Source organism: Mesorhizobium sp. M1406, assembly GCF_040317555.1.
Lineage (GTDB): Bacteria > Pseudomonadota > Alphaproteobacteria > Rhizobiales > Rhizobiaceae > Mesorhizobium.
In genome coordinates, this window is sequence record NZ_JAMYKW010000003.1 from 194,342 (window position 1) to 216,263 (window position 21,922).

The window sequence follows — 21,922 nt, forward strand, 5'->3', positions numbered from 1 at the left end:
AACTCACCTCCGGCCGTTCGGCGGCCGTTTTGTTCGTGTTTCCGATTTGAAACTATCCACCGGCGATAAGGTCGCCGTCCGGACCTACATTTTTGCAACGCACAAGGCCGGGATCGGTTCCGCCCAATCTGGTTCATGTTCTAACGATGAGCGGCACCAGCCCTTCATGGCGGTCGGCGAGGAAAGCGACGACCCGGTCGCCGACGCGCTGGAAGGTGAGATCGACCACTTTTTCGCCGACGCCCAGATGGCGAAGCGTGAGCATGTCGATGCCGATCGGCAGCCTGGGACGGGTAACGCGGATTTCGCCATCCCAGCCGTCGATCTCCAGGCCAAGGCAGGCCTGCATCAGCATGAAGGCGGAGCCAGCCGACCACGCTTGCGGCAGGCAGGCTACCGGATAGGCGATCGGTGCTTCGCCCGGCGCTCGGGTAAAGCCGCAGAACAGTTCGGGCAGCCGCATGTTGAAATGGACCGCGGACTCGAACGTGCCGCTCATCAGGCGGACCACGCTTTCACGCTCGCCATAGCGCGCCAGGCCGGCACCGCACATGGCGGTGTCATGCGGCCAGATCGAGCCATTGTGATACGACATCGGGTTGAAGAACACCGCATCGTCGGCAAGCGTCCTCAGCCCCCAGCCGGAGTGGAAGGAGGCGGAAAGAAGCTGATCGGTGACCATCCGCGCCCGCCCCGGTTCGGGCAGTCCGACAAGGAGGAGATGGCCCACATTCGAGGTCCGCACCTTGCAGGGTTCGCCTTCACCGTCGATCGCCAGGGCATAGAAGCCGAGATCGTTGAGCCAGAAATCGCGTTCCACTGCGACCCGCATGGCCTCGGCGCGGCCCTCCCAGTGATCGGCCCTGTCGTCCTCGCCGCGGCGACGGGCAAGTGCGGCCAGCCCCCGGAAGGCGGCAAAGACATAGCCTTGCACCTCGACCAGCGCGATCGGGCCCTTGGGAATGCGGCCATCGGCGTGGAAGACGGAATCGAAACTGTCCTTCCATCCCTGGTTGGCGAGGCCGGACTCGGCGGCACGCTGGTAGGTGACGAAGCCGGTCTCGCGGCCCGCCTCCTCCGTCCATTCGGCCGCGGCGCACAGCGACGGCCACAGGCTGTCGATGAACGCCATGTCACCGGTACGATCGGCATAGGCGCAGGCGAGATGGATGTAGAGCGGCGTCGTGTCGACACCGCCATAATAGCGGCCGAAAGGAAGCTCGCGCAGCGCCGCCATCTCGCCCTTGCGCGTCTCGTGCATGATCTTGCCCGGCTGCGAATCGCTGAACGGCGACGTCTCCGTCGCCTGGTGTTGGGCAAGGAAGGCCAGCACGCCCCGCGCCAGGCCTGGATTGAGCCACAGCATCTGCAGCGCCGAGATGACGCCGTCACGGCCGAACGCCGTCGAGAACCAGGGGATGCCGGCATAGGGATAGGGTCCGGTCGAAAGCTCCGTGGTCAGCAGCGCGACATCGGCGCGGGCGCGCTCCACCCAATCGTTGAAGACGCGGCCCGAACTGTGCACCGTCGCGCCATGGCGGCGCTTGGCCCGCATGCCAAAGCGCGCCCGGGCGGCGGCGGCGCGGAAACGGTCGCGGTCGGGCGCATCCGCCATCTCGGGACCGACCTCGACATAAAGCACCTTGCGGCTGCGCTTGGTTACGGCAACCAGGAAATCGGCACGGTCGGCGGTCAACTGGTCCGGCGCCTGCGAGAACGATACCGCCGATACGCGCGCCAGCCCATCCAACCCGTCGTAGCGCAGCAGAACGGATGTCGCATCCATCTCGGCCACATGGGCCATTCCGCGCCTCGGCCGTGTCGAGCCGCGCACTTCGAACATGTCGCGGAAATCGGCGGCAAAGTGCAGGGAAACGCCGATTGTCGAGGTCTCCCGGCTGTAGTTGGAAAGGGTGATGCGCTCGAACAGCCTGTCTTGCCAAAGCAGCCTGACGCGTTCGATATGAATCGCGCCCTGCGGAATGTCGCGGCCGCTGACGCTCTGCATCGGCAGATTGGTCAGATTGGCGGTGAACAGCACATTGTCCTGGCTGAGCGAGGCGCCAAGCAGCGATGTCTGCCTGCCGCCGACGGTCAGCCGGAATTCGGAGAGCACGCGTGTATCGTCGCGGAAGAAACCGTCACCGGCGCCGCGTATGTCACCAAAGGCATCGGCAACCGCAAAGCAGTCGCCCTGCTTGAGCGCGAACAGCCGGTGCGGCTCGCGAGGAGCGGTCGCGTCGAGCGAAGCAAGCGCTACGGCGGGATCGAGCTGGCGCTCATCGAGTTGGGCCATTCGTCACAAATCCCCTCTTGTTTCGTTGTCGTCGCCCGAACACATCGTTGCTCACGATGCCTTCGCCTCAACCGGGACACCGATCAGGCGCGTATAAGCGGCGAGATAATCGCCGGCCATTCTTTTGGCGGAAAACCGCTTTTCGAAAACGGCCCTCACCTTTCGCCTGTCGAGCCGCAGCAAGTCCGGCACCGCGGCGACGGCGTCGTCCATCGATCCGGCGATAAAACCGGTTACGCCCTGATCGATGATCTCGGGCAGCGCGCCGCAATTCCAGGCGATCACCGGCGTGCCACAGGCCATGGCCTCGATGGCGGCCAGACCGAACGGCTCCGGCCAGTCGATCGGGAACAGCAGGCCGGCCGCCTTGCCGAGAAACTCCGCCTTCTGGTCCTCTTCGATCTCGCCGACATAGACGATGCGATCGCCGTCGATCAAAGGCTCGACCATCTTGTGGAAATAGGAACGATCGTCGTCGCCGATCTTTGCCGCAAGCTTCAGTTTCAATCCCGAGCGCAAGGCGATCTCGATGGCGCGGTCCGGGCGCTTGTCGCGTGAAAACCGGCCCAGGAAGCAAAGATAGGGTTCCTCCGCCGTCGTCTCGAAACTCGGCTCGTAAATGTTGGTCGGCAGTCCATGATGGATCGTCGCTAGCCAGTTGGCGCTGGCAAGGCCCGCCTTCTGGCTGCGCGAAATGGAAATCATCGGAAAGCGCGGAAAATGCGCATAAGCCGGCGCCAGATCGACATAATCCAGCCTGCCATGCGGAGTCGTTACCGTCCGCTCCGCCATGTCCTCGAAGAAGGAAAAGTGCAGGAAGTGGCTGAGGTGGAAGTGGATGACGTCGAACTCCCGCTCCCGTTTCCGCACCTCGGCAAGCATCGAAAGATGCGCCGCGATCTCGGATTTGAAAGGACGCGGATCGAGGCGAAGCGCGCACTCCCGGCCAGCCACCAGCTTCGCGGAGGTCTGGCTGTCGCCGCTGGCAAACAGCGTCACCTCATGGCCCAAATCGACAAGCGCTTCGGTGAGATACGAGACGATGCGCTCGGTGCCACCATAGAGTCTGGGCGGCACCGATTCATAGAGCGGCGCTACATGGGCAATTTTCATATTTCATCCCGGGATGCTCGGCATACAGGGGCGAAATGCGTCAACCGCTCGATTGGTTCCGTTTTAATGATCCATACTGTCGGCGCTACAGTGCCGCAGTCGGCATGGAACTGCGGCTAAAACGACTGCGCGATCAGCGTCAGGAAACCACCGCTCAGCGCGACATTGCCGACGAAGCCATTGATGCGCGACGCGCGCTCCGGGCCCTGATGGTCCCAGAAATTATGGAACATCGGCGTGGCAACGATGAGGAATGCCAGCAGTACCGCTGCCGCGATTGCCGTCCACAAGCCGGCGATCACCAGCACGCCGGCGCCGACCTGAAGCACGATGCCGAGCCACAGCGCCGGCCGCGCCTGCGGCACGCCGCGCGCGGCCATCAACTGGGTCAGGAACGCCGCATTCTGAATGTTGCGCAAGCCGGCGAAAACGAAGGCGCCGCCGAGCAGCAGGCGGCCGAGGAACAATAAGGTCGAAGGCAAATCGGCAGGCATCGAACTCTCCCCTTGAAGAAACAATTGGAGCGCCGCCGATCGACGGCACTCCAAAACTGGATCAGGACGATCAGGCGGCCTTGGCCGCCGGCATCGGATGAAGTGCCTGGAACGGGACGCATAGCCGGTTCCAGGTGTTGATCATGCCGAGCGCGACGGACAGCTTGACCAACTCCTCCTCCGAGAAGTGCTCGAGCGTCCGTGCATAGAGTTCGTCCGACACGCCGCTGTTGGAGATCAGGGTGACCGCCTCGGTCCAGGCCAAGGCAGCGCGTTCGCGCTCGGAAAACAGCGGCGATTCCTTCCACGCCGAAACCAGATAGAGCCGCTGCTCGGTCTCGCCGTCGCGCCTCGCCTCGCGGCTGTGCATCTCGACGCAATACGAACAGCCGTTGATCTGCGACGCCCGCAATTTGATCAGGTGCAGCAGGCTTTCCTCGAGCCCGCATTCGTCCACCGCCTTGTTGAGCGCCGACACCGCCTTCATGATCTCCGGCGCCTTGGCGAAGAATTGCAGCCTCTGTTTCATCTTGATGTCCTTTGTGCTTGCTTGGTTGAACTGGATTTCTGCGGCCGCTGATGGCGCGCCACGAAGGCGCAGCCGGCTGCCACCGAACGCGGATCGGCATCGGTCATGTATTCCGAAACGATGTCGGACAGCTTTGCTTCGGCGAGTGCGGCGCGATAGGCCTTTTCGGCCTTCAGCATCGCGGCGTTGATGCCGCAGGGTTTGACATAGGCGGATGCGTCGAGCCTGACCGGACCATTGCGGCGGATCTCGCCACAACGGAAGGCCGGCTCGCGCCCTTCGACGGCCAGCACGATATCGAGCAGCGTTATACGCTCGGCCGGCCGCGCCAGCCGGTAGCCGCCGGCCGGACCCGAGACCGATTCCAGAATGTGCGCCGCGCTCAGCATATTGAGATGCTTCAGGAGATAGCTCGGCGAAAGGCCGAACGCCTCCGCCATGGCGGAGGCCGCCATGGCGCTGTTGCCCTCGACACCGGCCAGCATGGCGGCGCAGTGGATGGCTGCTTCAACGCCCTCGCCCAGCTTCATTGGGTGGATCTCCTAATCATGGATATATTTTATCGTGGATATCTTTTATCCGCAATGGGAAAATGGAGAATCCCCTGCTTTCGAAACGACAATGTGCATGAGGCTTTGTGATACTGCGGGAACGACTGATGCGCAGATTATCTCATGGGTTGCGCTGCCCCTTTGTCGCGACCATACAAAATCGCCCCGTGCGGACACACGGGGCGATTGCGCTAATCGGCAATGACAAAAAACTACTCCGCCGCCACCTTGGCCATCGGATTGTTCGGGTGGGTCGTCCAATTGGCGTAGATCGGTGAGACCGGCTTGCCGGTGCGCTGGTCCATCACGCCGACGGCCAGCGGCTCCATGGTGATGCAGTTCTCGACCGGGCAGACATTGACGCACAGGTTGCAGCCGACGCATTCGGCCTCGATCACCTCGAAATGCCTGACGCCGTCGACCATGCTGGTGATTGCCTGGTGCGAGGTGTCCTCGCAGGCGATGTGGCAGCGGCCGCATTTGATGCAGGCGTCCTGGTCGATACGCGCCTTGGCGACGTAGTTGAGGTTGAGATACTGCCAGTCGGTGACATTGGGCGTGGCGCGGCCGACGATGTCGTCGAGCGTGGTATGGCCCTTCTCGTCCATCCAGTTTTCGAGGCCGGCGATCATCTCCTGCACGATCTTGAAGCCATAGGTCATCGCCGCCGTGCACACCTGCACATTGCCGGCGCCGAGCGCCATGAACTCGGCCGCGTCGCGCCAGGTGGTGATGCCGCCGATGCCGGAGATCGGCAGGCCGTGCGTTTCGGGATCGCGCGCGATCTCGGCCACCATGTTCATGGCGATCGGCTTCACCGCCGGACCGCAATAGCCGCCATGCGAGCCCTTGCCGTCGATGGTCGGCTGCGGCGCGAAGCTGTCGAGGTCGACGCCGGTGATCGAGTTGATGGTGTTGATCAGCGACACCGCGTCGGTGCCGCCGGCATGTGCCGCCCGCGCCGGCTTCCTCACATCGGTGATGTTGGGCGTCAGCTTGGTGATGACGGGCATGCGGGTGTTCTGCTTGCACCAGCGCACCACCATTTCGATGTATTCCGGCACCTGGCCGACGGCGGCGCCCATGCCGCGTTCCGACATGCCGTGCGGGCAGCCGAAATTGAGCTCGATGCCGTCAGCCTCGGTCTCCTCGACCACCGGCAGGATCGCCTTCCAGGCCTCTTCGACGCAGGGCACCATCAGCGAGACGACGATGGCGCGGTCGGGCCAGTCCTTCTTGACCTGCTTGATCTCGCGCAGATTGACCTGCAGGTCGCGGTCGGTGATCAGCTCGATGTTGTTGAGGCCGAGCAGGCGGCGGTCGGCGCCCCAGATCGCGCCGTAGCGCGGACCATTGACGTTGACCACCGGCGGGCCTTCCTCGCCCAGCGTCTTCCACACGACGCCGCCCCAGCCGGCCTTGAAGGCGCGGATGACGTTGTAGGCCTTGTCGGTCGGCGGCGCCGAGGCCAGCCAAAACGGATTGGGCGATTTGATGCCGACGAAATTGTTTCTGATATCCGCCATGCTCATGCCCTCCCGTTCGAGGTCAGTGCCCGATTGATGCTCTCCGCCGCGTCGCGGCCTTGCGCGACCGCCGAGACGGTGAGGTCGTCGCCACCGAAGATGCAGTCGCCGGCGGCCCAGACCCTGGCCAGCGAAGTGCGCCCTTCCGCATCGACCTTGATGCGGCCGGCCTCGAGGTCGATCGACGCGCCGCTGCCGTTGAGTGCGGCCGGCACAAAGCTCTGGCCGATGGCCTTGAACACTTGGTCGGCAACGAGCGTCAGCCTCTCGCCGGTGCCGGCAAGCTTGTCACCGTTCAGGGCGGTGTATTCGAGTTCGACGCCCGACACCTTGCCGCCTTCGACAATGACCCGCTTCGGCTGCAGCCAGTGGCGGATGGTGACGCCGTTGGCGGCGGCCAGATCCTGCTCGAACTCGGAAGCGTTCATATGCTCCTGGCCGCGCCGGTAGCAGATCGTCACCTCCTCGGCGCCAAGCAGCTTCGACTGCACGGCGGCGTCGATCGCCGTCATGCCGCCGCCGATGACGACGACGCGCCGGCCAACCGGCAGGCCGGAAAGGTCACTCGCCTGGCGCAGCTCGGCAATGAACTCGACCGCATTGACGACGCCGTCGGCGTCCTCGCCATCGGCGCGCAGCGCGTTGACGCCGCCAAGTCCCATGCCGAGAAACACCGCGTCGTAGTTCCGGATCAGGTCGGAGAGCTGATAGTCGCGGCCGAGCGCCTTGCCGTTCTGGATGTCGATGCCTCCGATGGCGGTCACGTAGTCGACTTCGGCCTGGGCGAAATCGTCGACGCTCTTGTAGGCGGCGATGCCATATTCGTTGAGGCCGCCGGCCTTCGGGCGCGCCTCCAGGATGGTCACGTCATGGCCATGGCGTGCGAGCCGATGCCCGGCGGCAAGGCCTGCCGGCCCGGCGCCGACCACGGCGACTGTCTTCCCGGTCGGCTCGGCGCGCGTATAAAACTGCTTGTTCTCGCCCATGGCGACGTCGGTGGCATAGCGCTGCAGGCGGCCAATCTGCACCGGCTTGCCTTCGGCCACCTCGCGTACGCAAACTTCTTCGCACAGCGTCTCGGTCGGACAGACGCGGGCGCACATGCCGCCCAGAATGTTCTGGTCGAAGATCGTCTTGGCCGAACCGATCGGATTGCCGGTCGAGATCTGGCGGATGAACAGCGGAATATCGATCGAGGTGGGGCATGCATTCATGCACGGCGCGTCGTAGCAGAAATAGCAGCGGTCGGATTCAACCAGCGCCTCATGGTGATCCAGCGGCGGGTGCAAGTCGGAAAAATTGTCCGCGTACTGGTCGGCCGAGAGCCTGCCGCCTGCTATGCCTTCTTTGAACTGGCCTTCTGGCATTCTCAGTTCCCCATGTTTTTCATTTTGGGAAAGGCTAGCACGTTTTATTTTTTTATCAATTGGTCAATTTTCGCCGCAAGCTGTTGAAAAGGCTCGACATAACATGATTATTTTACTCATGTTATGTCGACTGCGATAGCGTTTGCTGCGCGAGCGAATGGCCGGGCTCAAGTCCACGGCCATGGATAGATCTGACCTCGTCCGCGACCAGTTGCTGCAACCGCCAGAGGTTGCGATCGTGGATGCCGAATGCTTCGAGATGACTAACCGTGTTTGTAGAGATATTCGGCGCCGGACCCGATATGCCCGCAGGCTCTGGCCAGCACGCTCGCCACCTTGTCCAGCGGCTGGTTCAGCGACGTTCCCCTGCCCTTCACGCCCACCCAGAAGCCAAGCGCGCGCAGCGCGCCTTGCGCCGTATGCACCGGCAGCCACCTGACCGTGTCGACACTTTCGTGGTCGCTGATCTCGCGCCGCAGCAGCCTTTCGATCTGGGCCGGTTTTTCGCCCTCCGGCGGACCGGGATCGGCCTCTTGCCGATGGCACAGTGCGATAAGCTCGGGCGTGAGCGACATCAAGCGCATGAACGACAACCCCTCATGACCGCAGAGAAATCGAAAACGGCCCGGCGCGCAATCGGGGAACGCTTGGCGGAGACATTGTTGTTCGGGGGCTGTCGGATTTCCGTCGTGAAGATCGTCCTAGGATGGATCGAATGACGATCGATGCATGAAAGGTGAGGAGACCGAAATGCCAAAAGCCCCGATGCCCTTCTTCTGGTACGAATTGATGACCACCGATCTCGACGCCGCCGAAGCGTTCTACCCCAATGTGGTCGGCTGGACGGCGCAGCCTTTCGACAAGGCCCCCGGCATGCCCCGCTATATCGTCATGAACGTCGGCGAGCGCGGCGTCGCCGGCCTGATGACGATGCCCGAGGATGCCGCCAAGATGGGCATGCCGCCCGCCTGGCTGGGCTACATCCATACAAAAGATGTCGATGCCTCGACGGCATCGCTGGGAAAAGCCGGCGGCACCGTTCACCGCCAGCCCGACGACATTCCGGGCGTCGGACGCTTTGCCGTCGTCGCCGATCCGCAAGGCGCGACATTCATGTTCCTGCAGCCGAACGGCCCCGACCAGCCTGTCGTGCCGGCCAGCACGCCAGGCCATATCGGCTGGCACGAGCTTTACACCAGCGACTGGAAGGCCGCGTTCGATTTCTATTCCGACCAGTTCGGCTGGGTCGATGCCGGCGATTTCGATATGGGCCCGATGGGCACCTACCAGACCTTCACCGCCGGCCCCGAATCTGGTGGCGGCATCATGAACAAGCCGGATCAGATTCCGGTCCCGGTCTGGCAATTCTATTTCAACGTTCCGGCCATCGACGCGGCGGCCAAACGCGTGACCGACAATGGCGGCAAGATCCTGATGGGGCCGATGGAGGTCCCCGGCGGCAGCTGGGTCGTGCAGTGCCAGGACCCGCAAGGCGCGCATTTCGCATTGATGGCGCCGGTACGCTGACGGCGATAAACACCGTGGGAACAAAACGCCGGCCCTTCATCGCACCACCGATGAAGGGCCGTATTCCTTAGCTTGGCGCCAATCTATTCCGGCGCCAGCACCGCGACCTTCAGGTCAGCCTCTTTCGCGCCGCTGAACTGGACGGTGGCCGGGCCGGACGCAAGCTTGAAGCGCACGCTCTTGCGGATGCCGGGGCAGGTTTTCACGCCGCTATAGCCCGCCGACTTGATGGCGTGGCCGTCCTGAATGACATCGATCCAGGCCTCACCCGAGAGACTTATCTGTATAGCACCCTCGGGTGGCACCTCCACGCTGGTAACAGCGCCGAACGTGCCTGCCACAGGAGCACGTTCGGGCGGTATCGCGAAGCCGGCTTTCTCGACCGGCACCAGCGCCAGGTCCGCGGCCGCACCGACCGCCAGCGTCGTTTCCGACGAAGTTGAAGGCGCTGCGGCAAACAGGGCCTGTTCCCGCGTCACCGACCATTTGAAGGCCTCGCAGCCTGCCTCCTCAGCCATGGCGAAGCTGGTGCCCGCAAGGAATGCGAATAGGCTGATGACGACTTTTTTCATGGCAAAGGGAACCCACCCGGTTGGAGTATCCACACACCAATACAACCATAGCGGCAAGAATGCAACCCTAGCGTGAATGATATGAAAGGGCTGGGGAACATTTCCAATCACCGGTTGTTGATGGCAGGTCATGTGAAGTGAATGGTCCATTGCCGGGCGGTAATCTATGCCCGGTCCGGGAGGGTAAAGGGAGTTTTGGATGAAGCTTTTCGACGGCCTTGCCAGATATCAGCCGCAGGCACTCGGTGTTTTGCGCATCGTCACGGCCCTGCAGTTCATCGAGCATGGCTCGCAGAAGCTATTCAATTTCCCGATCGGCGAACATGCCGGCGCCTTGACTGGACTGACACTCACAGCCGGCATCCTTGAATTCGCCGGCGGCATCCTCCTGGCGCTGGGCCTGTTCACCCGACCGGTCGCGTTCCTTCTGGCGGGCGAAATGGCGATCGCCTATTTCATGGCGCACATGCCGCGCGACTTCTTCCCCGTCAACAACGGCGGCGATTCGGCGATCTCGTTCTGCTTCATCTTCCTTTATCTGGTGTTCGCCAGCGCCGGCGCCTTCGCGCTGGACAATCGCCGCAACGCCTGACCCTTGCGATACCCGCCTGATTTCAGGCGCGCATCCGCTCGAAATTGGCGTCGAACAGCGCTGCCGGCTGCATGCGCGCCGCATGGCGTTTACCCAACAACTCGATCTCGAACCCGTCGCTCTCATCGGCGATCTCTTTTGGCACATAGCCGACGGCAACGGATTTTTTCGAGTGATGCGCGTAGCCGCCCGAGGTGACCCAGCCGCGCACGGCGCCGCCGAACCAGATCGGCTCGTCGCCGATGACGTCGGCGTCGTCGGCGTCGACGATGAAGGCACGCAGGCGCAATTTGCCGCCCTGCTTGCGCTCGGCGAGTGCCGCGGCCTTGCCGACGAAGTCGGCGTCCTTGCCGTAGGCGACGAAACGGTCGAGCCCGGCCTCGAGCGGCCCGTAGATCGGCCGGTACTCGCGTCCCCACGAGCCGTAATTCTTCTCCAGCCGCAGCGCGTTGAGCGCGCGCGAGCCGAACAGGCCAATGCCGAATTCCTCGCCGGCCGCCATCAACGTCTGATAGGCGGCGCGCTGGTATTCCGGCGCTACCCAGACCTCGTAGCCGAGATCGCCGGTGTAGCTGACGCGGCCGACCAGGCATGGCGCCATGCCGATATCCATCCGGTCCATCGCCATGAACGGAACCGCCGCATTGGACACATCGGAGCGCGTGGCTTTTGCCAGCACATCCCGCGCTTTCGGGCCGGCAATCGACAGGCCGGTGAGCTTCTGGCCAATCGCATCGATGCGAGCCGAGCCGTCATCAGGCAGGTGCTTCTCGAACCAGCGCATGTGATATTGCTCGGCGATGCCGGACCCGGCGAGGAACCAGCCGTCCTCCCCCAGATTGGCCAGCGTGAAATCGCCGATCAGTTTGCCGTCGTCCTTCAGCATCGGCGCCAGCGTCATGCGGCCGGGCTTCGGCAGTTTGCAGGCAAGCATCCGGTCGAGCCATGCGGCCGCGCCCTCGCCCGTCACCTCGTATTTGGCGAAGCTCGAAATCTCGGACAGGCCGACACCGTCGCGGACGGTCGCGACCTCCTTGGCCACCTGCGTGAAGTCGCTCGAGCGGCGCCACGAGAACTCGTCCTTGACGCCCTCCGGCGCGTACCAGAGCGGCACCTCCAGCCCATAGGCAACGCCCCACTGCGCACCCCTGGCCGACAGCAAATCATAGACCGGTGTCGTCTTCAGCGGCCGCCCGGCGGGCAGTTCCTCATTGGGAAAGCGGATCGAAAACCGCCTGGAATAATTCTCGCGCACCTTGGCGTTGGTGTAGGCCATCGTCGCCCAGTCGCCATAGCGCGCGACGTCCATCGCCCAGATGTCGGCGCCGGGATCGCCCTCGATCATCCAGTTGGACAGTGCCAGCCCGACGCCGCCGCCCTGTGAAAAACCAGCCATGACGCCGCAGGCGACCCAGAAGCCCGGCAGCCCGCGCACCGGCCCGACCAGCGGGTTGCCGTCCGGCGCGAAGGTGAAGGGTCCGTTGATGATCTGCTTGATGCCGGTGTTCTGGAAGGCCGGGAAGTGCCGGAACCCGACCTCCAGCGACGGCGCGATGCGATCGATATCGGGCGCCAGCAATTCATGGCCGAAATTCCACGGCGTCTGGAACTCGGACCACGGCTTGTTGGCCTTCTCATAGGTGCCCATCAGCATGCCGCCACGCTCCTGGCGCAGATAGAGCTCGCCATCGAAGTCGACCGCGTGGATGATCTCGGTGCCGGTCTTGGCGTTCCAGGCGGCGACTTCCGGCATGTCCTCGGTGATCAGGTACATGTGCTCCATCGCCAGCACCGGAAGCTCAAGGCCAACCATGCGGCCGACCTCGCGCGCCCACAGGCCGCCGGCGTTGACGACATGCTCGGCCACCACGTCGCCCTTGTTGGTGATGACGCGCCACATCCCGTCGGGACGCCGCACGATGTCCTCGACCTTGGTGAAGCGCTCGACCTCCGCGCCCAGTTTCCGCGCCGCCTTGGCATAGGCATGGGTGACGCCGGAGGGATCGAGATGGCCGTCCTCCTTGTTTCTGACGGCGCCGACGAACTGCTTGGGGTCGAGCAGCGGCATCAGCTCGGCCGCCTCGTTGGCAGAGATTTCCTCAAGCGCGATGCCGAGATAGCGACCCTTGGCGACGACGCCGCGCAGCCAGTCCAGCCGCGCCTCGGTCGCCGCCAGAAGCACGCCACCGGTCAGATGCACGCCGGTCGCCTGGCCGGAAAGCTCCTCGATCTCCTTGTAGAGATTGATCGTATATTTCTGGAGCTTGGCGACGTTGGGGTCGCCGTTGATGGTGTGCATCCCGCCGGCGGCGTGCCAGGTCGAGCCCGAGGTCAGTTCGTCTCGCTCCAAAAGGACGACATCGGTCCAGCCGTGGCGGGCCAAATGGAACAGCACGGAGCACCCGACGACGCCACCGCCAATGACCACGACCTTTGCATGCGATTTCATGGATTTTTCTCTGATATCAGTGAGTTGGATGGGAAGGATGAATCAGTGTGGGAGGGATCACGGCTCGCCCTGCCCGATCGCTTCCTTGCGCTTGGCCATGTAAGCCTCCAGCCCCTCGCGCACGGCGATATCCATCACCGGCTCGACATAGTCTTCCAGCGCCTTCTTCCACAGCCGTGTCGCCCGCGCCGTGGCGTCGAGCCCGCCGGCCTCTTGCCAGGCCTCGTAGTTCTGCCAGTTGGACAGCATCGGCTGGTAGAAGGCGGTGGCGTAGCGCTCCAGCGTGTGTGGCTCGCCGAAGAAATGACCGCCGGTCGGCACCGCGCCCAAAGCCTCGACGGCAAGCTCGGCCTCGTTGACCTCGATCGGGCGCAGGAATTCCATCATGTGCTGGATCATCTCGACATCGATGATGAGCTTCTCGAACGACGCCGTCAGCCCGCCCTCCTGCCAGCCGGCGGCATGATAGACGAGATTGCCATGGCCGAGCACGGCGCCCCACAGTGCCATCAGCGTCTCATAGGCGCCTTGCGCGTCGGCGGCGTTGGAGGCTGAGCCCGGCGTCGTGCGGTACGGCAACCCATAACGCCGCGCCAGCTGCCCCGACGCGATGTTGGCCTTGGTGTTCTCCGGCGTGCCGAAGGCCGGCGCGCCCGACTTCATGTCGACATTGGAGGTGAAGGCGCCATACATGACAGGCGCGCCCGGACGCACCAGCTGAGTCAGCACCACACCGAACAGCGCCTCGGCGTTCTGCTGCGCCAGCGCGCCGGCCAGCGTCACCGGGCTCATCGCCCCCATCAGCGTGAACGGCGTCACCGCCACCGACTGGCCGAACTCGGCCATGGTCATCAGCCCCTCGGCCATCATCTCGTCGAAGCGGCGCGGCGAGTTGACCGAGATTATGGTGGTGACGCCGGGGTCGTCGCGCATCTGGTCGAGGCTCAAGCCTCGGGCGATCGCCATCATCTCGATGCCGTCGAGCGCCCTGCCCCGCCCGATCGCCGAGACATGGAAACTCTTGTCGGTCAGCGTCAGATTGGTGAAATAGGTGTCGAGATGGCGGGAATTGGCCGGCAGCTCGACCGGCGCGCAGACCTGGTTGCCGAGCATGTGGATGCAGTTGAAATGCTGCGCCAGCCGGGTCAGATCCGAATAGTCGCGCAGATTGCCGGCGCGGCGGCCGCGCTCCATGTCGTGCACATTGGGCGGCCCGGCAACGAGGGTGAAATTGATGGTGTTGCCGCCGAGATGAACGGCGTTGGCCGGATTGCGCGGCGTCAACACATAGCTGGACTGAGTGGTCTTCAACGCCTCGGCGACCAAACCCCTATCGATGCGGACATTCGCTGAGGCATGATCGACCTTGGCGCCGGCCTTCTCGAACAGCGACAGTGCTCGCGGGCTCATCACCTCGATGCCGAAATTCTCCAATATGTGCATCGACGCCTGGTGGATCTGCTCGATCTGGTCGGGCGACAGCATGGCCATTGGCGGATAGGGATTTGTCACCCGCCTGAGCGGCAGTTGCGGAATGGCCGACGGCCCCCTGTTGCTGGTGCGCTCGGCGCCGCGTTTGCGTCTCGGTTCGTTCATGCCTGGCATCAAAGCCCCGCCAAACGAGGCAAGCTGTCAGAAATGCGCCGTTTGCGGGCGTGATTTTAGCCACGGCGGCATTTCTGCGGCATCAATTTAGAAAAAGCGACGAAACACGTCGATTTACTGGTACTGGATTTTTTCAAGGGGGTGCGCCGGCGAGGCGTTAACGAACGCTGCAAGATTCCCTTTATGATTTCAGCCTATTGCTCTGCCAATGCGTAGTTCGAGTTTTAGTAAAATTGGTGCGGTTTGCGTGCTGTTGGCGCTTTCTGCCTGCGCGACACCGCCCAACCACATCAACAATGTCTGTGCCGTCTTCGACCAGAATGACGGTTGGTTCGACAACTGGCAGTCGGCCGCCGAGCGCTCGCAACAGAAATACGGCGTGCCGGTTCCCGTGCTCATGGCGACGGTGCGCAAGGAATCCGGCTTCAAGAGCAACGCAAGGCCGCCACGCACCAAGCTCCTCGGCTTCATTCCGTGGAAGCATGTCTCATCGGCCACCGGCTTCTCACAGGCGCTGGACGGCACCTGGTCGCAATATCAGAGCGAGACCGGCAACTGGGCGGCGCGGCGCACGAAGTTCGCCGATGCGGTCGATTTCGTCGGCTGGTATCACTCCAAGACCGCTGACACCTATGGCGTCGCTCGCAACGACACCTACAATCTCTATCTCGCCTACTATCTCGGCTGGACCGCCTATGGCCGCGGCAACCGGGGCGATGCCGGCGTCCAGGGCTATGCGAGGGCGACCGACAAGATGGCCCGCGATTATGCGCAGCAGTTGAGCCAGTGCGGCACCTAAAAGGGCTGCCGCGACAGCGGCAGCGCCTTGATCAACTCGGCTTCGGCTTCTTGCCACGCGGACGCTTCGGCGGCGGGCCGGCAAAGCCCGGGCCATCGCCATGCGGCGAGTCCTCGGGCACGCCCTCATGCGCGGCATGTTCCTTGTCGAACTTGATCACCGGTTCCATCTTGGCCAGCACATCATCGGAGAGCCAGCACAGGCTCATATGGCCGTCGCCGAGATGCTTGACCAGCGGCACCTTGGTCTCGCACAGATTGTCCGGCACCAGCTTCTTGTAGCCGCAGCGCGTCTGGAACGGACAGCCCGACGGCGGGTTCATCGCCGACGGGATATCGCCTTCCAGCACGATGTGGCGCTTGACCACGCTGGTGTCGGCGATCGGGATCGCCGACAGCAGTGCCTCGGTATAGGGGTGATAGGGCGGCGCGAAGATCTGGTCGGTCGTGCCCTGCTCGACGATATAGCCGAGATACATGACGACGACGCGGTCGGCGATGTAGCGCACGACGGACAGGTCGTGGCTGATGAACAGCATCGTCGTCTTGTTCTTGCGCTGGATGTCCATCAAAAGCTCGGTCACCGCTGCCTGCACGGACACGTCCAGTGCCGAGACCGGCTCGTCGGCCACCACCACCTTGGCGTCGCCGGCAAAGGCCCGCGCCACGCCGATGCGCTGCTTCTGGCCGCCGGATAGCTGGCGCGGCTTGCGGGTCTCGAAGGCCCGCGGCAGCTTCACCAGATCGAGCAGTTCCAGCATACGCTTGCGGCGGTCGGCAACCGTCTTGCCGACATTGAACTTCTCCAGGGTGCGGATGATCTGCGAGCCAACCGAATGGCTGGGATTGAGCGTGTCGAACGGGTTCTGGAACACCATCTGGATCGACGATACGGTTTCGACGCTACGGCTCTCGATGCCGGTCGACTGGATTTCCTTGTTGCCCAGCGTCACCGTGCCGGCACTTGCCGTCTCCAGCCCGAGCAGCACCTTGGCCAGCGTCGACTTTCCACAGCCGGATTCGCCGACGATGGCGACCGTCTCGGATTCACGCGCCATGAACGAGATCGTCTCGTTGGCCTTGACGACGCGGCCCTCGCTCGAGCCGAACACCTCGCTGCCGCCGACTCTGTAGTATTTTCTCAGATCCTCGATCTTGAGCACCGGCGCGCCGGGCACGACGCGCTCATTGACCTTCTTGGCGCCGGGCGGCAGCGCCTCCCAGTCGATCTCGTTGAAGCGCACGCAGCGCGAAAAATGGCCTTCATGTCCCGCGACCTCGATCATCGGGATTTCGGCGGCGTTGCAAACGCCCTCGACGAAATGGTGGCAGCGCGGGCCGAAATTGCAGCCCTTGGGGCGCTCGTGCGGCAGCGGCAGCTGCCCGGGAATCGAAATCAACGGCCGTGAGTTCTTGTCGGCGCCGGGCAGCGGGATCGAGCGGAACAGCCCTTGCGTGTAGGGATGGCGCATCCGGTCGAACACGTCCTTGATCTTGCCGGTCTCCACCGCCTCGCCAGAATACATCACCGTGATGCGGTCGCAGGTCTCGAGGATCAGGCCGAGATTGTGCGAGACGAAGATCATCGATGTGCCGAACTTCTCGCCGAGCCCCTTGACCAGGTCGACGATGCCCGCTTCCACCGTCACGTCGAGCGCCGTCGTCGGCTCGTCGAGCAACAGAAGCGCCGGCTTCGACAGCAGTGCCATGGCGATGACGATACGCTGTTGCTGGCCGCCGGAGAGCTGGTGCGGATAGGAACGCATCATGCGCTCGGGATCGGGCAGCTTGACCGAGCGCACCATTTCGAGCGCGCGTTTATACGCCTCTTCCTTCGAGACCTTGTCGTGGATCAGCGGCACTTCCATCAACTGCTGTCCGACCTTCATCGCCGGGTTGAGGCTGGCCATCGGCTCCTGGTAGATCATCGCGATCTTGTTGCCGCGGATGGCGCGCAACTCCTCATCGGAGAGCTCGCCCATGTCCTTGCCCTGGAACTTGATCTTGCCGCCGACGATCTTCCCGATGTTGGAAAGGTCGCGCATGATGCCGAGCGACACGGTCGACTTGCCGCAGCCGGATTCGCCGACGATGCCCATCGCCTCGCCCGGCATGACAGTGCAGGAAAAATCCATGACGGCCGGTATCTCGCCCTTGCGGGTGAAGAAGGAGATCGACAGGTTCTCGATCTCGATGATCGGCCCATTGGTCGGCCCAGGGGTCGGCCCAGGGGTCGGCTTGGCGGGATTTCGAACTGCCTCGTTCATGGGTCGCTCCAATCCTGGTTCTTTCAGGCCTAATTCTCTTAGGCGCATCGGGTCGAAACCCGCAGATTAGTCTTTCATCGATTGTTCGCGCAACGAGTCGGCGAGCAGGTTCAAGCCCAGCACGAACGACATCAGCGCGATCGTCGGTGGCAGCGCCGGGTGGATGAAGGAGCGCAGCAACCGGCTGGCGTCCTTGATCGCGGTGCCCCAGTCCGGGCTTTCCGGCGCCAGGCCGAGGCCGAAATACCCCAACGTGCCGAGCAGGATCGTGGTGTAGCCGATGCGCAGGCAGGCATCGACGATCAGCGGCCCGCGCGCATTGGGCAGGATCTCCCACAGCATGATGTACCAGGGCGATTCACCGCGCGTCTGCGCCGCCGCCACATAGTCGCGTGTCTTGATGTCCATCACCAGGCCGCGCACGATGCGGAACACGCCGGGGCTGGAGGCGAACACCACCGCCACGAAGATGTTGAGCTGGTTGGGATCGATGTGCACGATCCTCAGCGGATCCTTGTCGAACACAAGGCCGAGATAGATCCAGCCGCCGACGATCAGGGTGATGCCGAGCAGGATGTAGAGCCGGTCGGGCCGGTTCTTGTAGCGCGTCCAGAACAGCACGCTGAAGAAGATGATCGGGAACAGGAAGAACACGCCGGCCATCGCATAGGGGATCGGCGTATCCATGATGCCCGGCGTCACCAGCAGGTAGAACAGCAGGATGACCGGGAAGGCGAGCACCAAATTGGCCAGGAACGACAGCACCGTGTCGATCTTGCCGCCGTAGTAGCCCGCGGGCAGGCCGAGCGTGATGCCGACCATCAGCGCGAAGCCGGTTGCGGCAGGCGCGATGATCAGCACGATCTGGCTGCCGTGGACCATGCGCGAGAACACGTCGCGCGCCAGCTTGTCGCCGCCGAACAGATAGGTCAGCCCCGATTGCGGTTCGATGGCGCCCGGCAGCACGTCCTTCATGATGGGAACCTGGGCCAGCGGATCGAACGGCGAGATGGTCGCGGCGAAGATCGCCGTGAACAGCCAGAACAGACAGATGCCGACGCCGACGACGCCGACACCGCTGTCGAACAACTGGCCATAGAGCGCCAGCTTCTTCTTGTAGGCGAAGCTCGCGCCCATGACGATGACGAGCGCGATCCAGACCGGCCAGAAGCGCGACAGCACTTCGAGAACGACGGTGAAGCCACTGATATATTGAACCGGCATCCGCTTCGCTCCCTACTGAACTCTGATACGCGGATTAAGAAACGCGTAGCCGACATCGGAAATGAGCTGCGTGATCAAGACGATGAACACCGAAACCAGCGAGCAGCCTAGCAAAAGGTCGATGTCGTTGTTGCCGGCCGCCTCGACCAGCGTGTAGCCGAAGCCTTGGTAGCGGAACATCACCTCTACGATGACAACGCCGGTGAGCAGCCAGGGAAACTGCAGCATGATGACGGTGAACGGCGCGATCAGCGCGTTGCGCAGCGCATGTTTGACCACCACGCTGCCGAAGGAGAGACCCTTCAATCGGGCGGTGCGGATATATTGCTGCGTCATCACCTCAACCATCGAAGCGCGCGTCATACGGGCGATGTAGCCGATGCCGTAGATCGCCAGCGTCATCACCGGCAAGGTGAAATTATAGAAGGTGATGCCTTGGCTCGCCGAAGCCGCCGAACCATTCAGCCAGCCAAGCCATGAGGCGAAGATGACGGTAAAGATGACGCCGGACACATATTCAGGCGTCGCGGTCGAAGCGATCGAGGCCACCGAAAGCACGCGGTCGGTTCGCGAACCCTCGCGCATGCCGGCCAGAATGCCGATCAGCAGCGAGATCGGCACCATCACCGCCAGCACCCAGAACATCAGGATGCCGGTGGCGCCGAGCGCCGGGAACAGTTTCGAGGCGACGGTTGCCTTGAACTTGGTCGAGCAGCCGAAATCGCCCTCGAAAACGCCGGCGAAGGTCGGCACGAGCGGATCGTTGCAGAAGGAGAAACGCTGCGCGGGCTTGCCGGTCGCCGGGTCGCTCACAGGCTGCTTGGGCACGACGCCCAGCCACTGACCATAACGCACGAAGAAGTTCTGCCGGTAGCCATGGTTGACCAGCCAATTCTCGAGCTGCTCGGCCGATGTATGCATTTCGGTCTGGCTGATCGCCAGCTTCTTCAGATTGGGTTCGAGGTTGATCAGGAAGAAGACAACCATGGTCAGGCACAGCATCGTCAATGCCATGGTGCCAAGACGCCTGATAACGAAAGAAAGCATGGCTGCCCCCTGCCGATGGGTTGGGGTTTGAGCCGGCTATGAAAGCCAACCCTGCCGTGACCGGCGGGGCTGACTGTCAAACAGGCCTTCGGATGCGATCAACCTTGTTTTTGTTGCACGACCTTGCCCCGGAGTCCCGCAACTTTTTTGAGAAGCGCGGACCCACAGGGGCAGACGATGCAAAGAGCGAGGGAAAGGGGCGATGCCCCTTCCCCTTGTCGGCGCGATCAAGCCTGTTCGAGCCAGACCTTGCCGTAGTCGCGCTCGAAGGTCGGGTGCATCTTGTAGTTCTGCACCGCCTTGACCGAGTGGCTGTAGAGCTTGCGCCAGTACGGCTGGATGATGATGCCTGAATCTTGCAGGATCTGCTCGATGTCCTTCATCATCTCCTTGCGCTTCGCGGCGTCGGCAACGGCGAGCGCCGCATTGAGCTTGGCATCCCAATCGGGATTCGAATAGCCCGTCTCGTTCCAGGCTTCGCCCGTGCGATAGCCGATCGCAAGCACCTGGACGCCAAGCGGCCGCATGTTCCAGTTGGTCATGGACAGCGGATACTTGGTCCAATCGTTCCAGAACGTCGAGCCCGGCAGCACGGTGCGCTTCACCTTGAGACCGGCGTCGCGCATCTGGGCGGCGATCGCATCGCCGGTGTTCTTGTGCCAGTCCTCGTCGACGGTGATCAGCTCGTGTTCGAAGTCGGCCTGGCCGGCTTCCGCCATCAGCGCCTTTGCCTTGGCCGGATCGCGCGCGACCTTCGCAAGCTCATAATATTCCGGATGGATCTGGCAGACATGGTGGTTTTCGGCGACCGTGCCGGCATTGCCATAGCCAAGCTGAAGAACGACATTGTTGTCGACCGCGAGCTGCAGCGCGTTGCGCACCTTCTGGTCGCCATAAGGCTTGTTGTTGACGTTGGTGCGGCAGACGATGGTCGACGCCGTAACGATTTCCGACTTCACCAGGTCCATGCCGTCGAGGATCGACACGTAGTCGGCCGAGGTCTCGAAATTGGTGTGCACCTCGCCGGCTTCGAAAGCACTGACCATGGCGGCCGGATCGGTGCCGTAGTCGATGAATTCCAGGCCATCGAGGAACACTTCGCCGTCCCACCACTTGTCGTCGGTGCGGCGCTTGTAGACCACTTTCTGGCCGACATCGTAGGAGACGAGCTCGAACGGGCCGGTGCCGATCGGGCAGGCCTTGAAGTCGCCGCCCTTCTCGTCGAAGCTCTTGTGGACGATCAGGCCGGGATAGTCGCACATGTTGGGAATGAGCGCGATGTCAGGCTTGCCGAGCTTAAGCACGACCGTGTGGTCGTCAGGCATGGTCACGGCGCTTTCGTCGAGCTTGTCGTCCTTGACCAGCGAACCGAGACGGCCGGGCATCGAATTGCCTTCGGCTTTCTTGTCGGCCCAACGCTTGAGGTTGAAGACGACGTCGGCGGCGGTGAAGGCATCGCCATTCGACCAAGTGACGCCCTTGCGCACATGCAGCGTGTACTGCGTGGCATCGTCGTTGACGTCCCAGCTTTCCAGCAGATAGGGGCGGAATGTGTATTCGGGTGTGTACTTGACCAGCGGCTCGAGCGCCTGGCGCTCGGCATTGGCAATTTCCGACCAGTCGGACTTGCGCGGATCCTTCGGATCCTTGATCCACTGGGCGATCTTCAGCGTGCCGCCCTTCTTGCCTTTTACCTCTTCGGCTTTTGCCGGCGTCGGGTCGGCGAGGCCGAGCAAGCCGTAAGCCATTGCCGTCGATGCACCGAAGACACTGGCCATGGCCAGGAATTCGCGGCGATCCACCTTGCCTGCCTTGGCGTCTTCGGCCATGGCCAGGATGTGATCCGGAACGCGATCGCCATTACTCTTATAAATCGTCATGACTTAACTCCCATTGTTGGCTTTCCGCCTTTTAACATTCCGCATCCGGGCCATGATGTCAAAGACGGCATGGATTGGGAACATG

Annotated in this window: 17 protein-coding genes and 1 pseudogene; 3 read left to right on the forward strand and 15 right to left on the reverse strand. The window is 62.9% G+C overall.

Annotation, left to right across the window (positions count from 1 at the left end):
* Positions 1-133: 133 nt before the first annotated feature.
* From NKH03_RS04960 to NKH03_RS04995, 8 genes and pseudogenes are all read right to left on the reverse strand, one after another.
* The gene (locus NKH03_RS04960; protein ID WP_352967388.1) at positions 134-2,296 is read right to left on the reverse strand and encodes an amylo-alpha-1,6-glucosidase; all 2,163 of its coding nucleotides are present in this window, start codon (positions 2,294-2,296) and stop codon (positions 134-136) included.
* 51 nt (positions 2,297-2,347) lie between these two features.
* Positions 2,348-3,409 (reverse strand): glycosyltransferase family 4 protein, encoded by a 1,062-nt coding sequence (locus NKH03_RS04965; RefSeq protein WP_352967390.1) that lies wholly within the window; start codon positions 3,407-3,409, stop codon positions 2,348-2,350.
* Between the two features lie 116 nt (positions 3,410-3,525).
* On the reverse strand, positions 3,526-3,903 hold the full coding sequence (locus NKH03_RS04970) for a DoxX family protein (protein WP_352967391.1): 378 nt from the start codon (positions 3,901-3,903) through the stop codon (positions 3,526-3,528).
* A 70-nt stretch (positions 3,904-3,973) separates the two neighbouring features.
* Complete coding sequence (locus tag NKH03_RS04975) at positions 3,974-4,432, reverse strand: carboxymuconolactone decarboxylase family protein (RefSeq protein WP_352865497.1); 459 nt, start codon at positions 4,430-4,432, stop codon at positions 3,974-3,976.
* Positions 4,429-4,962 carry an RrF2 family transcriptional regulator gene (locus NKH03_RS04980; protein ID WP_352967392.1) on the reverse strand — a complete coding sequence of 178 codons (534 nt, stop codon included), beginning with the start codon at positions 4,960-4,962 and terminating at the stop codon, positions 4,429-4,431. The genes NKH03_RS04975 and NKH03_RS04980 overlap by 4 nt, the downstream gene beginning before the upstream one ends.
* 233 nt (positions 4,963-5,195) lie before the next feature.
* Positions 5,196-6,509: an NAD-dependent dihydropyrimidine dehydrogenase subunit PreA gene (gene preA, locus NKH03_RS04985; RefSeq protein ID WP_352967393.1), complete on the reverse strand. Its 1,314-nt coding sequence runs from the start codon at positions 6,507-6,509 to the stop codon at positions 5,196-5,198.
* A 2-nt stretch (positions 6,510-6,511) separates the two neighbouring features.
* Positions 6,512-7,876, reverse strand: a complete 1,365-nt coding sequence (locus tag NKH03_RS04990; RefSeq protein WP_352967396.1) for an NAD(P)-dependent oxidoreductase — start codon at positions 7,874-7,876, stop codon at positions 6,512-6,514.
* A gap of 121 nt (positions 7,877-7,997) precedes the next feature.
* A pseudogene (locus NKH03_RS04995) lies at positions 7,998-8,460 on the reverse strand (hypothetical protein).
* Between the two features lie 166 nt (positions 8,461-8,626).
* Here NKH03_RS04995 and NKH03_RS05000 point away from each other — a divergent pair.
* The gene (locus NKH03_RS05000; RefSeq protein WP_352967398.1) at positions 8,627-9,403 is read left to right on the forward strand and encodes a VOC family protein; all 777 of its coding nucleotides are present in this window, start codon (positions 8,627-8,629) and stop codon (positions 9,401-9,403) included.
* Positions 9,404-9,486: 83 nt separating this feature from the next.
* Here the strand turns inward: NKH03_RS05000 and NKH03_RS05005 are convergent, their stop codons facing one another.
* Positions 9,487-9,975, reverse strand: a complete 489-nt coding sequence (locus NKH03_RS05005; protein WP_352967400.1) for a hypothetical protein — start codon at positions 9,973-9,975, stop codon at positions 9,487-9,489.
* A gap of 199 nt (positions 9,976-10,174) precedes the next feature.
* On the opposite strand from NKH03_RS05005, the gene NKH03_RS05010 reads away from it, so the two are divergent.
* Positions 10,175-10,567, forward strand: coding sequence for a DoxX family protein (locus tag NKH03_RS05010; RefSeq protein WP_352967402.1), 393 nt, complete (start codon positions 10,175-10,177; stop codon positions 10,565-10,567).
* Between the two features lie 22 nt (positions 10,568-10,589).
* On the opposite strand, the gene NKH03_RS05015 is transcribed toward NKH03_RS05010, so the two are convergent.
* Together NKH03_RS05015 and NKH03_RS05020 are read right to left on the reverse strand one after the other, a co-directional pair.
* Positions 10,590-13,016 (reverse strand): GcvT family protein, encoded by a 2,427-nt coding sequence (locus tag NKH03_RS05015; protein ID WP_352967404.1) that lies wholly within the window; start codon positions 13,014-13,016, stop codon positions 10,590-10,592.
* 57 nt (positions 13,017-13,073) lie between these two features.
* Positions 13,074-14,612, reverse strand: coding sequence for a trimethylamine methyltransferase family protein (locus NKH03_RS05020; protein ID WP_352967406.1), 1,539 nt, complete (start codon positions 14,610-14,612; stop codon positions 13,074-13,076).
* Positions 14,613-14,829: 217 nt separating this feature from the next.
* Here NKH03_RS05020 and NKH03_RS05025 point away from each other — a divergent pair, with 217 nt between their 5' ends.
* Positions 14,830-15,420: a transglycosylase SLT domain-containing protein gene (locus NKH03_RS05025; RefSeq protein ID WP_352967408.1), complete on the forward strand. Its 591-nt coding sequence runs from the start codon at positions 14,830-14,832 to the stop codon at positions 15,418-15,420.
* Between the two features lie 31 nt (positions 15,421-15,451).
* Here the strand turns inward: NKH03_RS05025 and NKH03_RS05030 are convergent, their stop codons facing one another.
* The 4 genes from NKH03_RS05030 to NKH03_RS05045 form a co-directional block, all read right to left on the reverse strand.
* Positions 15,452-17,686 carry a dipeptide ABC transporter ATP-binding protein gene (locus NKH03_RS05030; RefSeq protein ID WP_352967410.1) on the reverse strand — a complete coding sequence of 745 codons (2,235 nt, stop codon included), beginning with the start codon at positions 17,684-17,686 and terminating at the stop codon, positions 15,452-15,454.
* Between the two features lie 66 nt (positions 17,687-17,752).
* Complete coding sequence (locus NKH03_RS05035; RefSeq protein WP_352865519.1) at positions 17,753-18,910, reverse strand: ABC transporter permease; 1,158 nt, start codon at positions 18,908-18,910, stop codon at positions 17,753-17,755.
* Between the two features lie 12 nt (positions 18,911-18,922).
* Positions 18,923-19,957, reverse strand: coding sequence for an ABC transporter permease (locus NKH03_RS05040; RefSeq protein WP_352881989.1), 1,035 nt, complete (start codon positions 19,955-19,957; stop codon positions 18,923-18,925).
* A gap of 227 nt (positions 19,958-20,184) precedes the next feature.
* On the reverse strand, positions 20,185-21,837 hold the full coding sequence (locus NKH03_RS05045) for an ABC transporter substrate-binding protein (RefSeq protein WP_352865523.1): 1,653 nt from the start codon (positions 21,835-21,837) through the stop codon (positions 20,185-20,187).
* Positions 21,838-21,922: the final 85 nt, after the last annotated feature.